The 12,959-nt window shown below is 64.7% G+C and carries 11 protein-coding genes, 1 pseudogene and 1 riboswitch; of the genes and pseudogenes, 6 read left to right on the forward strand and 6 right to left on the reverse strand.

The window, feature by feature from the left end:
* Positions 1-224, reverse strand: a 224-nt coding sequence (locus BUA29_RS10660) for a helix-turn-helix domain-containing protein (RefSeq protein ID WP_218587187.1), incomplete at its 3' end; no start/stop codon positions are given.
* A 108-nt stretch (positions 225-332) separates the two neighbouring features.
* On the opposite strand from BUA29_RS10660, the gene BUA29_RS12255 reads away from it, so the two are divergent.
* Complete coding sequence (locus BUA29_RS12255; protein ID WP_178137928.1) at positions 333-470, forward strand: phage virion morphogenesis family protein; 138 nt, start codon at positions 333-335, stop codon at positions 468-470.
* On the opposite strand, the gene BUA29_RS10670 is transcribed toward BUA29_RS12255, so the two are convergent.
* Positions 467-1,837, reverse strand: coding sequence for a TonB-dependent receptor (locus BUA29_RS10670; protein WP_072756537.1), 1,371 nt, complete (start codon positions 1,835-1,837; stop codon positions 467-469). The genes BUA29_RS12255 and BUA29_RS10670 overlap by 4 nt on opposite strands.
* 151 nt (positions 1,838-1,988) lie before the next feature.
* Between BUA29_RS10670 and BUA29_RS10675 the strand changes: the two genes are divergently transcribed.
* The 5 genes from BUA29_RS10675 to BUA29_RS10695 all read left to right on the forward strand — a co-directional run bounded on the left by BUA29_RS10675 (position 1,989) and on the right by BUA29_RS10695 (position 8,415).
* Positions 1,989-3,392: a GntP family permease gene (locus BUA29_RS10675; protein WP_072756538.1), complete on the forward strand. Its 1,404-nt coding sequence runs from the start codon at positions 1,989-1,991 to the stop codon at positions 3,390-3,392.
* A 21-nt stretch (positions 3,393-3,413) separates the two neighbouring features.
* The gene (gene dinB, locus BUA29_RS10680; RefSeq protein ID WP_072756539.1) at positions 3,414-4,502 is read left to right on the forward strand and encodes a DNA polymerase IV; all 1,089 of its coding nucleotides are present in this window, start codon (positions 3,414-3,416) and stop codon (positions 4,500-4,502) included.
* A gap of 25 nt (positions 4,503-4,527) precedes the next feature.
* Positions 4,528-5,817: an MFS transporter gene (locus BUA29_RS10685; protein WP_072756540.1), complete on the forward strand. Its 1,290-nt coding sequence runs from the start codon at positions 4,528-4,530 to the stop codon at positions 5,815-5,817.
* Positions 5,818-5,884: 67 nt separating this feature from the next.
* Positions 5,885-8,230 carry a Tex family protein gene (locus BUA29_RS10690; protein ID WP_072756541.1) on the forward strand — a complete coding sequence of 782 codons (2,346 nt, stop codon included), beginning with the start codon at positions 5,885-5,887 and terminating at the stop codon, positions 8,228-8,230.
* Positions 8,227-8,415: an oxidoreductase-like domain-containing protein gene (locus tag BUA29_RS10695; RefSeq protein ID WP_072756542.1), complete on the forward strand. Its 189-nt coding sequence runs from the start codon at positions 8,227-8,229 to the stop codon at positions 8,413-8,415. The genes BUA29_RS10690 and BUA29_RS10695 overlap by 4 nt, the downstream gene beginning before the upstream one ends.
* 5 nt (positions 8,416-8,420) lie before the next feature.
* On the opposite strand, the pseudogene BUA29_RS10700 reads toward BUA29_RS10695, so the two are convergent.
* From BUA29_RS10700 to BUA29_RS10715, 4 genes and pseudogenes are all read right to left on the reverse strand, one after another.
* A pseudogene (locus BUA29_RS10700) lies at positions 8,421-8,813 on the reverse strand (acyl-CoA thioesterase).
* A complete protein-coding gene (locus BUA29_RS10705) occupies positions 8,803-9,822 on the reverse strand; it encodes a ribonucleotide-diphosphate reductase subunit beta (RefSeq protein ID WP_072756543.1) in 1,020 nt (339 codons plus the stop codon). The pseudogene BUA29_RS10700 and the gene BUA29_RS10705 overlap by 11 nt, the downstream one beginning before the upstream one ends.
* The gene (locus tag BUA29_RS10710) at positions 9,819-12,209 is read right to left on the reverse strand and encodes a ribonucleoside-diphosphate reductase subunit alpha (protein WP_072756544.1); all 2,391 of its coding nucleotides are present in this window, start codon (positions 12,207-12,209) and stop codon (positions 9,819-9,821) included. The genes BUA29_RS10705 and BUA29_RS10710 overlap by 4 nt, the downstream gene beginning before the upstream one ends.
* Before the next feature lie 187 nt (positions 12,210-12,396).
* Positions 12,397-12,615: riboswitch (cobalamin riboswitch) on the reverse strand.
* A gap of 16 nt (positions 12,616-12,631) precedes the next feature.
* Positions 12,632-12,959, reverse strand: a 328-nt coding sequence (locus BUA29_RS10715; RefSeq protein WP_143148920.1) for an integrase core domain-containing protein, incomplete at its 5' end; no start/stop codon positions are given.

Genomic DNA, 12,959 nt, shown 5'->3' on the forward strand with positions numbered 1-12,959 from the left:
ATTTCCGCCACCAGCCGTGGGTCGGTCTTGGGCGTGCGCCGGCGTTTGGGCGCGCAGGATCGAGCGGCCAAGGCGGCGGGATTGCCGCCCTGTTCGCGCAGGGCCTGCTTCCACCGGTAGAGCGTGCGCCGGGACACGTCGAAGGCGTCTTGGGTGGCTTCGAGGCCGTGTGTGTCCCAGAAGCGCAGGATGTGCAGCCTTCGTTGAGCGTCTTTGGGGGTCATTGCCCAAAGATGACCCAAGGCGGCTATTCGATAGAACCCCCGGATTCGGTACCCGGCATGGTGCACTTGCATGGCGCTCCTCCTGCTTCGAAGGAGTGCCAAAGGTGTTTGAACTTATGCAACGACCGCGAAGTGCGGCAGGCGCTCGAAAACCTCCAGCGCCGCGTCTCCGACCTCACCCCCGTCATGCACGACATCGGCCAGGCGCTGGTGGAAGGCACACGGGAGCGCATCCTATCTGGCTAGGTCTTGTGATCTCGGGTCCAGCGCACACCGGCCGACAGTGTCCAGCTCGGCGCGAACGCCCAGTTGACATGGGCAAACGCAGCGGAACTGGTCGTGGTCAAATCATCCGAAATGGTGCGCAGGAAGCTGATTCGGTTGCCGGCGATCGCATAGAGATCGCTCGCATAGGCCTCCTGGTAGGACGGCACGTGCTCGCGCATCCAGTAGGCGCCAAAAATGGCATTGATGCCTGCACCATTGTCGAACTGCAATTGCAACTCCTGACTGCGCTGGTTCTGATTGAGCGCGACCAGAACATCGCCAAGCTCCCACTTGGATGCATCAATGTCGATGTAAGAATGGGTCTTGAGCTTGCGCCAAGCGGTGATGCTCTTGAGCAGCCACTGCGGCGACAGCGTCCATTGCATCGACAGGCTGGCACCCTCGTGGGTCATCTCCTGCCCCTTGCCGGGTGCAAACGAAGTCTGCGCCGAATAATCCCAGTCGCCAGTCGCACCTGGCTGCAGGACTACAGGCCCCAATGCCAGATCGGTGCGGATCAGATTGGCCATGGCCCGCCCCATGGTGAGCGCCGCGTCTTGGCGGGTGTGATCGACCGAGAGCATGGCCTCGAAACGCTCACTCGGCCTGAAGCCGAGCTTGGCGCGCACACTGCGGGTGTCGTCGTCGTTGAACCGATGCCCACCGGCAAGATTCTTCACATAGCCATCGTTGGTGATCCAGGCACCCGCAATGCTGCCAGCCACCGTATCACTGAGCTGGCCACCCGCATAGAAGCGGCCCTCGGCGCGGCCGTAATTGCCAACTGTTGCCTCGACACTGCCACCCTGGTAATCGAATGGATTGCGGGTGGTCAGCTTGATGGCACCGCCGGTCGAGTTCTTGCCATACAGGGTACCTTGCGGCCCACGCAGGACTTCCACATCGGCAATGTCAAACAGCGAGAACAGCGCACCGTTGATGCGCGAGAAATACACGTCGTCCACATACATGCCAACGCCTGGATCAAACGTGTGCAGGGCATCCGGCTGACCGATGCCACGGATGAAGACATTGACACTATTGGCCGAGCCGCGGCCCTGAACGATATTTAGATTGGGCACCGCGCCCTGCAAGCCATCGACATTGCTGGCTTGCAGATCCTTGAGTTGTTCCTCGCCGAATGCGCTGACCGCAACCGGGACATTTTGGATTGGCTCGGCGCGGCGCCGTGCAGTCACCGTCACGGTGTCCAGGGTCTTGGCATCCTGTGCCGCCTGCTTGGTTTTCTCCGGAACGGCGGCCTCCTGCGCCCATGCCGGTGCCCACAACAGGGTGGATGCGACCAACGTGGCATGAATGGCCTTGCTCAACTGCCTGCGTTTCATATGTTCCCCTCCAGGTCGATGGGCGGCAGAAATCGCCCCATGCCAGCAAGGTATCCGCAGTCTCGGCCAGGGTGACATTGGACGTTCGGACAATGGGAGCGGCCCCACCACTCCCGGAGACTGGCGCCACCCTTCATGACCGGGAAAAGGCATGTCGCTTCTGATCGTACTGGCTGCGCTGTGCTTTCTCATGGTGGTGGCCTACCGTGGCCACAGCGTCATCCTGTTCGCCCCACTCGCCGCGCTGGGCGCGGTTTTGCTGACTGATCCGGCGCTGGTTGCCCCAATGTTCACGGGGCTGTTCATGGAAAAAATGGTCGGGTTTTTGAAGCTGTATTTCCCGGTCTTCCTGCTGGGCGCACTGTTCGGCAAGGTGATCGAGCTGTCTGGCTTCTCGCGGGCCATCGTCGCCGCCACCATCCGGGCGGTGGGCGCACAGCGGGCAATGTTGTCGATCGTGCTGGTCTGCGCGCTGCTGACCTATGGTGGCGTCTCGCTGTTCGTGGTGGTGTTTGCGGTCTATCCGTTTGCCGCCGAACTGTTCCGCCAAGGCAATATCCCCAAGCGGCTGATTCCCGGCACCATCGCGCTGGGGGCGTTCACGTTCACCATGGATGCGCTGCCGGGGACGCCACAGATCCAGAACATCATCCCGACCACGTTTTTCGGCACCAACACCTGGGCCGCTCCCTGGCTTGGCACAGCCGGTGGGCTATTCATTCTGATCTGTGGCCTGCTCTACCTCGAGATGCGTCGGCGCGCGGCTGCTCGCACCGGCGAGGGCTACGGCGATCCGACCACACTGGTCAATGAGCCCGCCCGATTCAGCGGCGACAAGCTCGCCAACCCGATGATCGCCGTGCTGCCGCTGCTGCTTGTCGGTATCGTCAACAAATTGCTGACTCTGTGGATCCCCGCATACTACGGGGAGAGCACACGCTTCGTCCCGGCCGTGATCGGCAACCCCGCACCCGTGGTGCAGGAAGTGTCGAAGCTCACCGCAATCTGGGCGGTGGAAGGCGCGCTGCTGGCCGGCATCGCCTGCGTGTTGCTGTTCGCATGGAAGCCGGTCAAGGCCAGCTTCGCGGAGGGCAGCAAGGCTGCGATTTCTGGCGCACTGCTGGCCGGCATGAATACGGCTTCGGAATACGGTTTTGGCGCCGTCATCGCGGCCCTGCCCGGCTTTCTCGTGGTCGCCAACGCGCTGAGCGCGATCCCCAACCCGCTCGTCAACGAAGCTATCACCGTGACCGCACTGGCAGGCATCACCGGCAGCGCGTCCGGCGGCATGAGCATCGCGCTGGCAGCGATGGCCGAGACCTTCATCGCCAACGCCCATGCCGCGGGCATCCCGATGGAGGTCCTGCACCGGGCCGCCGCGATGGCTTCCGGCGGCATGGACACCCTGCCCCACAATGGCGCGGTGATCACTTTGCTGGCGGTCACCGGCCTCACCCACCGCCAGGCCTACAGGGACATTTTTGCCATCACCTGCATCAAGACACTGGCGGTGTTCGTGGTGATTGGTCTGTACTACACCTTCGGCATGGTCTGAACGTGGACCTACAATCGCGATGTGAACCCGGCATCGCGCAAGATCATCCACATCGACATGGACGCTTTTTATGCGTCGGTGGAGCAGCGTGACGATCCGACGCTGCGCGGTCGGCCGGTGGTCGTGGCATGGAAAGGTGCGCGCTCGGTGGTGTGCGCGGCCAGTTACGAGGCGCGTCGGTTTGGCATCCGCTCGGCCATGCCGGCGCTGCGGGCGGCGCGGCTGTGCCCGCAGGCGGTATTCGTCCCGCCGGATTTTGCCCGCTACAAGGCGGTTTCCAGGCAGATCCACGACATCTTCGCCCGCTACACCGACCGGATCGAGCCGCTGTCACTGGATGAGGCCTATCTCGACGTCAGCCAGCCCCGGCGTGACCTCGGCAGTGCCACCGCCATCGCCAGCGAAATCCGTGCGTGTATCCGTGAGGAGACAAGGCTCACCGCCTCGGCCGGCGTGGCACCCAATAAGTTCCTGGCCAAGATTGCCAGTGACTGGCACAAGCCCGACGGCCAGTTCGTGATCCGCCCCACGATGGTCGAGGCGTTCCTGGCAACGCTGCCGGTCGGCAAACTGCCGGGTGTGGGCAAGGTGATGGAAGCCAAGCTGGCTGAACTCGGTATCACCACCTGCGCTGATCTGCGCGCATTCGGTGCGACCGCATTGCAGGCGCGATTCGGCCGCTGGGGTGCGCGGCTGCATGCGCTATCGCTCGGGATCGACGAGCGCCCGGTCGAAGGCGAGCGCCCAACGCTGCAGATTTCCAGCGAAGACACCTTCCCAGTGGATCTTCCTCTGGATGCACTGACGCCGCATATCGAACGCCTGGCCGCCAAGACCTGGCAGGGCTATCTGCGCGAACGCCAGCGCCATCCGGAACGGATCGCCCGCACCGTCGTACTGAAGCTGAAAACCGCCGACTTCCACCTGCTCACCCGCAGCATCACACCGTCCACAGTCCCGACCAGCGCCGAGGAGCTGGCGAAGCTGGCCTGCGGTCTGCGGGCCCGGGTTGGCCTGCCCGCCGTCACCCGCTACCGGCTGGCCGGTGTCGGCCTGACCGGCTTCACCGAACCGGAAGGCAGCCTTGCCCAGGACGATCTGTTCGACTGACGCCGGCTTGGCATACGCTTGCCGCATGACCCAACCCACGCCCACCGCATCCGGCCTGTCCCGGCACCAGCGCAAGACCTTGTTTCTGTCTTCCCTCGGCGGCGCGCTGGAGTTCTACGACTTCGTGGTATTTGTGTTCTTTGCCACCACCATGGGGGCACTGTTCTTCCCCGCCGACATGCCAGCCTGGCTGCGGCAGGCACAAACCTTCGGCATCTTCGCCGCCGGCTACCTGGCTCGACCGCTGGGCGGCGTGCTGATGGCGCATTTCGGCGATCTGGCCGGACGCAAGCGGATGTTCATGTTCAGCATCCTGCTGATGGCGGTGCCCACCCTGCTGATCGGCCTGTTGCCAACCTACGCCCAGATCGGCATTGCCGCCCCGATCCTGTTGCTGGTGCTGCGCATCCTGCAGGGTGCCGCAATCGGTGGCGAAGCGCCGGGTGCCTGGGTGTTTGTCAGCGAACACGTCGCGCCCCACCACCGCAACCTTGCCTGCGGCTCGCTATCGCTGGGCCTGCTCGGCGGCATCCTGCTTGGGTCCCTGGTGGCGCAGGCGGTCAATGCGGTGTTCGACGAAACCCAGCTGATGGCCTGGGGCTGGCGTCTGCCGTTTCTGCTGGGCGGTGTGTTTGGCCTGCTGGCGATGGTCCTGCGCCGGCAGCTGCATGAAACGCCGGTATTCACCGAGCTGCGTGCACGCCAGGCGCTGGCCGCCGAGCTGCCGCTCAAGACCATCCTGCGCGACCATCGTGGCGCTGTTCTGCGCGGCATGTTGCTGACCTGGCTGCTCACCGCCGCCGTGGTGGTCACCATCCTGATGATGCCGACCATCCTGCAGGGCATGGGCATTGCTCGACACACGGCACTGGCTGGCAACACGCTGGCGGTGCTGGCAGCGATGGCGGCGAATCTGATTGCCGGCGCCCTGGCCGACCGCTTCGGCGCCGGGCGCGTGCTGGCCCTGTGGAGCGGGCTGCTGGGTCTGACGTTCTGGGTGTTTTTCCATGCCGCCCAGGCCGGCGCCTACTCGCATGCGCTGTATGCCCTTGCCGGCAGCGCGGTCGGCCTGACCGCCATGGTGCCGGCAATCGCCCTGAGCGGATTTCCAGCGCAGGTTCGCTTTTCCGGGTTGTCGTTTTCCTACAACCTGGCCTATGCCATCGCCGGCGGTCTGACCCCGGTGCTGCTGAGCCTGGCCATGAAGGGCACCCCCAACGCGCCAGCCTTGTACATCGCCGGCATGGCCGTCCTCGGGGTGGCGCTGGGCCTATGGGTGCAGACGACGCAAGGGCGCGCCGCAAAAACGACGTAACTGTCAAGCTGTTGCAGCATCGCGGTCGCGGCGACAATGGGCGCCCCTGTCATTTCCGCACCATCGCATGACCGCAACGTCCGCCTCCGTCACCAGCAAGATTGCCTCCCGCATCGCCAGCGAAATCCAGGCACAACCGGCGCAGGTCCTGGCGGCAATCACGCTGCTCGATGAAGGCGCCACCGTGCCGTTCATCGCCCGCTACCGCAAGGAAGTCACCGGCGGGCTGGACGATACCCAGCTACGCACGCTGGAAACCCGGCTGCTGTATCTGCGCGAGCTGGAAGAGCGACGTGCCGCGATCCTGGCCAGCATCGAGGAACAAGGCAAGCTCGACGATGCCCTGCGTGCCGAGATCGAAGCCGCCGACAGCAAGGCCCGGCTGGAAGACCTGTACCTGCCCTACAAGCCCAAACGCCGCACCCGCGCCCAGATCGCCCGCGAGGCGGGGCTGGAGCCGCTGGCGGATGGCCTGCTAGCCGACCCGACCCAGGTTCCAGAGGAGCTGGCTGCCCGCTTCGTCAATCCAGACAAAGGCGTGCCGGACGCCAAGGCCGCACTGGAGGGCGCGCGCGCCATCCTGATCGAACGCTGGAGCGAAGACGCCACGCTGTTGGGCGAGCTGCGCGAATGGCTGTGGTCCACTGGCCTGATCCGCGCCCGCGTCATCGAAGGCAAGCAGCAGGAAGGCGAAAAGTATCGGGATTATTTCGACCATGCCGAACCATTGGCGAAAATCCCCTCGCACCGCCTGCTGGCGCTGCTGCGCGGGCGCCGTGAAGACATCCTGCAACTCGACCTGGATCCGGGCGCCGATGCCGAGGCCGGCCACCTTCACGCCGAAGCCCGGATTGCCCTGCACGCCGGCATCGAAGCCCGTGGACGCGCCGCCGATGCCTGGTTGCGCAACGCGGTGCGCCTGGCCTGGCGCGCCCGCATCCATTTGCATCTGCTGATGGATCTGTTCAACCGCGCCCGCGAGCAGGCCGAAGCGGAGGCCATCGCCATCTTCGGCGCCAACCTCAAGGATCTGCTGCTGGCCGCACCGGCCGGGCCGCGCCCGGTGCTGGGGCTGGACCCGGGCCTGCGTACCGGGGTGAAAGTCGCCGTGGTGGATGCCACCGGCAAACTGGTCGCCACCGACACGATTTACCCACACGAGCCCAAACGGCAGTGGGATGCGTCCATCGCCACCCTGGCTGCTCTGTGCCGGGCACATCAGGTGGCGCTGGTGGCGATCGGCAACGGCACCGCCAGCCGCGAAACCGATCGTCTCGTGGCCGAGCTGATCCGCCGCCATCCAGAACTGGAACTGCAGAAACTGGTGGTCAGCGAAGCCGGTGCGTCGGTGTACTCGGCATCGGAGCTTGCCGCTCGCGAGTTCCCCACGATCGACGTCTCACTGCGGGGCGCCATTTCCATCGCCCGTCGCCTGCAAGACCCACTGGCCGAGCTGGTGAAGATCGAACCCAAGGCGATTGGTGTTGGCCAGTACCAGCACGACGTCGATCAATACCAACTGGCACGCCGGCTGGATGCGGTGGTGGAAGATTGCGTCAACGCGGTCGGCGTGGATGTCAACACCGCCTCCAGCGCACTGCTGGCGCGCGTCTCTGGTCTGTCGGCGACGGTGGCCGAAAACATCGTCGCCTACCGCGACCAGCACGGCCCGTTCCGCACCCGCAAGGCGCTGCTCAAGGTGCCGCGGCTGGGCGAGAAAACCTTTGAACAGTGCGCCGGCTTTCTACGCATCATGGACGGCGAACAGCCGCTGGATGCCTCGGCGGTGCATCCGGAAGCCTATCCGGTGGTCGAGCGCATCCTGCAGGCGGCCGGTCGCGGCGTGAAGCAGATCATCGGCGATGTCGCCTTCCTGCGCACCCTCGACCCGGCGCGCTTCACCGACGAACGCTTTGGCCTGCCCACCGTGCGCGACATTCTCAAAGAGCTGGAGAAACCCGGCCGCGACCCGCGTCCGGAGTTCCGGGCCGCGCAGTTTGCCGACGGGGTGGAAGACATCAAGGACCTGCGCCCCGGCATGGTGCTGGAAGGCGTGGTGACCAATGTCGCGGCATTCGGCGCCTTCGTGGACATCGGCGTGCACCAGGATGGGCTGATCCATATTTCCGCCCTGTCCGACCGCTACGTCAAAGACCCACGCGACGTGGTCAAAGCGGGGGACATCGTCAAAGTGAAGGTGCTGGAGGTGGACGTCGCACGCAAGCGCATCGCCCTGACCCGCCGCTTGGATGATCCGGTGGGCGAAGCCCGTCCCGATGCACGGCGCGATGAGCGCCCACGATATGAACGCCAGGCCCCACGCGGGCCGCGTCCGAGCGCGCCAACCGGGCAACCCGCGAAGGCACCCTTCAACAGCGCACTCGCCGATGCTTTGCGGGGGCTCAAGCGATGACCACGGCAACACCGCCCGCCCCATCGCCCGACCCGCGCCCGCAGCCGCCCACACCGCCGCTCCCCGGCGAATGCTGCGAGAGCGGCTGCGAGCGCTGCGTGCTGGACATCTATGCCGAAGAGCTGGCGTATTACCGGCAGGCGCTGGCGGCGTGGAAGCAGCGCCACCCAGACGCTGACGACTGACCTGCTCAGCCCGGCAGCGGCGGCACCGGCGTGGGCCGCCCGCGACCATCCAGCGCGATCATGGTGAAGCGCCCGCGGGTGCAGAGTTCACGCTCACCCCCCAGCAGATCCTCGGCGATCAGCTCCACTTCCACCTGCATCGAGCTGCGCCCGACCTCGACGATCCGCGCCACCACCTCCACTCATTGGCCCTGCCGGATCGGCAGGCGGAAATCCACCTGTTCCGAACGCGCCGTCACCACCGTGCGCCGGGCATAGCGTGACGCCGCAATGAACGCCGCCTTGTCCATCCACGCCAACGCCTGGCCACCAAACAAGGTACCCAGGTGGTTGGCATGATCCGGAAACACGATTTCCTGCAAGCGCGCCTCGATGGGGCGTGTCTGGTTAGAAGGCATGATCGAACGCCACCTCCCCCTGCACACCCACCTGATACGCCGATACCCGCCGCTCGAAGAAATTGGTCAGCTCCTGCACGTCTTGCAGCTCCATGAACGGCAGCGGATTGCGCACGTGGTACTGACGCGCCATGCCCAGCTTGGCGAAGTGGTTGTCAGCGCAGTGCTGCAGGTATTGCCGCATGTCGCGCAGGGAAATGCCGGCCACGCCACCGGCCAGCACGTCTTCGGCGAACTGCAACTCGCACTCGATCGCCTCCGCCAGCATCTGCCGTACCTGCTGCTCCATCTCGGCATCGAACAGATCCGGCTCCTCGGCGCGAATGGTGCGCACACACTCGAAGGCAAACTCCATGTGGCAGCTCTCGTCGCGGAACACCCAGTTGGTGCCGGACGACAGCCCCGGCAGCAATCCGCGCGAGCGGAAGTAATACACATAGGCAAAGGCGGCAAAGAAGAACAGGCCTTCGATGCAGGCGGCAAAGCAGATCTGGTTGAGCAAAAACTGCCGCCGCTGCTGGCGCGTCTCAAGCCGCCTTAAGTCGTGGATCGAGTCGATCCACTTGAAGCAGAAATCCGCCTTCTTCTTGATCGAGGGGATGTTTTCCACCGCGGCAAAGGCGCGGAAGCGCTCGTCCGGATCCGGCAGGTAGTTGTCCAGCAAAGTCAGATAGAACTGCACGTGCAGCGCCTCCTCGTACAACTGGCGCGACAGGTACATGCGCGCTTCCGGCGCGTTGAGGTGCTGGTACAGATTCAGCACCAGGTTGTTGGCCACGATCGAATCGCCGGTGGCGAAAAACGCCACCAGCCGATGGATCAGGTGCCGGTCGGCCGGGCTCATCTTGTGACGCAAATCACCGAGGTCGATCTCGAAGTTGATCTCCTCCACCGTCCAGGTATTGCGGATGGCATTGCGATACATCTCGTAGAACTGCGGGTAGCGCATCGGCCGCAGGGTCAGGGCAAAGCCAGGGTCGAGCAGCATGGCGGGACGGAGCGTGGTCATTGGCAGGCCTCGCAGGTTTCCGGGTTCTCCAGCGAGCAGGCCACCGCCTGCGTCGGCGTGTAACTGGCCACCGTGGTTTTGGCGATCCGGGTGGCGGGACGTGACCGCAGGTAGTACGTGGTCTTGATGCCCTTCTTCCAGGCGTACATGTACATCGACGACAACGCGCCGATGTTGGGGCTTTCCATGAACAGGTTGAGCGACGCGGACTGGTCGATGAAGGCGCCGCGATCAGCGGCCATGTCGATCAGGCTGCGCATCGGCAGCTCCCAGGCCGTGCGATAGATCTGCCGCAACACCTCGGGAATCGCCGCAACCCCCTGGATCGACCCGTCTGCAAGCTTGATGGCATCACGCATTTCGGGTGTCCACAAGCCGAGCGTCTTGAGCTCTTCGACCAGATAGCGGTTGACCTGCAGAAAATCGCCGGACAGCGTTTCCCGCTTGAACAGATTGGAGACCTGCGGCTCGATGCATTCATAGCAGCCGGCGATCGAGGCGATGGTCGCGGTCGGGGCGATGGCCACCAGCAGCGAGTTGCGCAGGCCATGCTGGCGGATCCGCGCCCGCAGCGCCTCCCAGCGTTCCGGATGGGCGGGCGTCACCCCCCAGGCATCAAACTGCAACTCGCCCCGCGCCGCACGCGTGTCCGGGAACGCCGGGTGCGGGCCAAGTTCCTGGGCCAGCTCGCAGGACGTCTCCAGGGCATGGAAATAAATCTCCTCGGCGATCTGCTTCGACAGCGCGCGCGCAGGCTCGCTGTCGAACGGCAGACGCAGGCGGAAGAACACGTCCTGCAGGCCCATGCAGCCAAGCCCCACCGGCCGCCAGCGCAGGTTGCCACGCCGCGCCGGCTCGATCGGATAGAAGTTCAGATCAATCACCCGGTCGAGCTGGCGCACCGCCATGCGCACGGTTTCGGCCAGCTTGTCGAAATCGAACCGGCCATCCTCGTCCAGATGGCGGGCCAGATTGATCGACCCAAGGTTGCACACCGCCGTCTCATCGTCAGACGTGACTTCCAGGATCTCGGTGCACAGATTGGACAAATGCACCACGTTGCCCGGCTTTGCGGTCTGGTTGCAGGCGCGGTTGCACTTGTCCTTGAAGGTCATCCAGCCGTTGCCGGTTTCGGCCAGGGTGCGCATCATCCGGGCATAGAGCTTGCGGGCCGGTAGCGTGCGCTCGGCCTTGCCCTGCGCCTCGGCCTGCAGGTAGGCGCGCTCGAAATCCTCGCCGTACAGGTCCACCAGCTCCGGCACCTTGGCCGGATCAAACAGCGACCAGTCCTGGTCGGCCTCGACACGCTTCATGAACAGGTCGGGCACCCAGTTGGCAATGTTGAGGTTATGGGTGCGGCGCGCCTCGTCGCCGGTGTTGTCGCGCAGCTCAAGGAAATCTTCGATGTCGGCATGCCAGGTTTCCAGATACACGCAGGCCGCGCCTTTGCGCTTGCCCCCCTGGTTCACCGCCGCCACCGACGAATCCAGCGTTTTCAGCCACGGCACGATGCCATTGCTGAAGCCATTGGTCGAACGAATCAGGGAACCGCGCGAACGCACACGGCTGTAGCTGACGCCAATGCCACCGCTGAACTTGGACAACTGGGCGATCTGGCCGTAACGCTGGTAGATCGACTCCAACGAATCCTGCGGCGAATCCAGCAGGAAGCAGGACGACAGCTGCTCATGCCGGGTGCCGGCATTGAACAGGGTCGGCGAGGATGGCAGATACTCAAGGCTGGCCATCCCCCGATACAGCGTCAGTGCCTCGCTCACGTCCTGACTGAGCGCGCAGGCAATGCGCATGAAGAACTGCTGCGGTGTTTCGATCACCTTGCGGGTGTGCGGGTGGCGCAGCAGGTAGCGGTCGTAGAGGGTGCGCAGACCGAAGTAGTCGAACAGACGATCCAACTGCGGATCAATGGCATCGTTGAGTTTGCGGGCATTGGCCTGCACAAACCCCAGCAGCCGGTCATTGACCAGCCCGACTTCGTGCCCGCGCTGGACCGATTGCGAAAAGGCGTGGATTTCCTGGCCTGTGACTTCCTTGGCGATGACGCCGGCCAGCAGTCGCGCCGCCAGCCTGCCGTACTCGGGTTCCTCGCCGGTCAGAAGTGCGGCGGTCCGGATCGACAGCTCATCCAGCTCGGCGGTGCTGGCGCCATCGTACAGGCCGGAAATGGTGCGGGTCGCCACCCGCATCGGATCAACCGCATGCAGGCCATCGGCGGCGCGGGTGATCGCCCGCACGATCTTGTTCAGATCAACCGGTTCGCGCGTGCCATTGCGTTTGGTCACGCACATGCTGGTGGCAGTCGGGGGTGGGGTCAGGTCGAACGCAGGCGCGGCGGGCGCAGTCGCCAGCGCGGCATCGGAAGACGACATCGGCAGTTCCTCATGCAGGACGCACGGGCCCGGGCCTGTCCCTCGCAGGCACGGATGGCTTCGGAACTCCAGGCAGGCGGGACGGTGGCGCGCAGACAGGCCCCATCGCCCGCGCATACGCACGCGGGCACTGCCTTGCGCACCGGCCCGCTCCCCTCGGAGCGTCCGCAGCCGGGACCGCGCTGTGTGCTTGGCGCGGCTGTCGGCAGGTCTTCGGGCTCATGGATGTGGCCGTGAGCCGGCCGCCTCGGTCGCCGCTTCCCAGGGACGCCCCCCAGTGCGACTGCGACTTCGTCTCCATCTACCGCTGCGGGGCAGCGCCGGCATCTGTGCACGGGCACATGGACCGGCTTCCCTTTTCATCCAACAGATTGTGTCTGCTGGAACCGACGACCCCAAGATACGGGGGTTGCCCCGGATGGTCAATCCCGTGTATGAGTCCACCACCTTTGGCACTCGGGTTGGTGCTGGAGCAGGAAGTGTAGCGGGGGTCGCTGGCCGAGGGCGTGGTGGGGGCGCTCGGCGTTGTAGAAGACGAGCCAGTTGGCCAGCTGCTGGTTGAACGCATCCAGGTCGGTAAAGAGCAGGTCTTCGTGGTAGTCCACGAAGGACTCCTGCACGGTTCGATTGAAGCGTTCGACATGCGCGTTCATCTTGGGTGTCTTGGGATACGTGTACCAGCGCTGGATCCCCTGCGTGGCGAGCGCCTTGGAGAAGTCGGCCTCGAACTCGGAGCCGTTATCGGAGAGC

This window comes from Thermomonas hydrothermalis, from assembly GCF_900129205.1.
GTDB classification, from domain to species: domain Bacteria; phylum Pseudomonadota; class Gammaproteobacteria; order Xanthomonadales; family Xanthomonadaceae; genus Thermomonas; species Thermomonas hydrothermalis.

Bases quoted from the DNA above. Each gene is read 5' to 3' on its own strand.
- BUA29_RS10670 (WP_072756537.1), bottom strand. From the start codon at position 1,837: ATGAAACGCAGGCAGTTGAGCAAGGCCATTCATGCCACGTTGGTCGCA.
- BUA29_RS10675 (WP_072756538.1), top strand. From the start codon at position 1,989: ATGTCGCTTCTGATCGTACTGGCTGCGCTGTGCTTTCTCATGGTGGTG.
- BUA29_RS10685 (WP_072756540.1), top strand. From the start codon at position 4,528: ATGACCCAACCCACGCCCACCGCATCCGGCCTGTCCCGGCACCAGCGC.
- BUA29_RS10690 (WP_072756541.1), top strand. From the start codon at position 5,885: ATGACCGCAACGTCCGCCTCCGTCACCAGCAAGATTGCCTCCCGCATC.
- BUA29_RS10695 (WP_072756542.1), top strand. From the start codon at position 8,227: ATGACCACGGCAACACCGCCCGCCCCATCGCCCGACCCGCGCCCGCAG.
- BUA29_RS10705 (WP_072756543.1), bottom strand. From the start codon at position 9,822: ATGACCACGCTCCGTCCCGCCATGCTGCTCGACCCTGGCTTTGCCCTG.
- BUA29_RS10710 (WP_072756544.1), bottom strand. From the start codon at position 12,209: ATGTCGTCTTCCGATGCCGCGCTGGCGACTGCGCCCGCCGCGCCTGCG.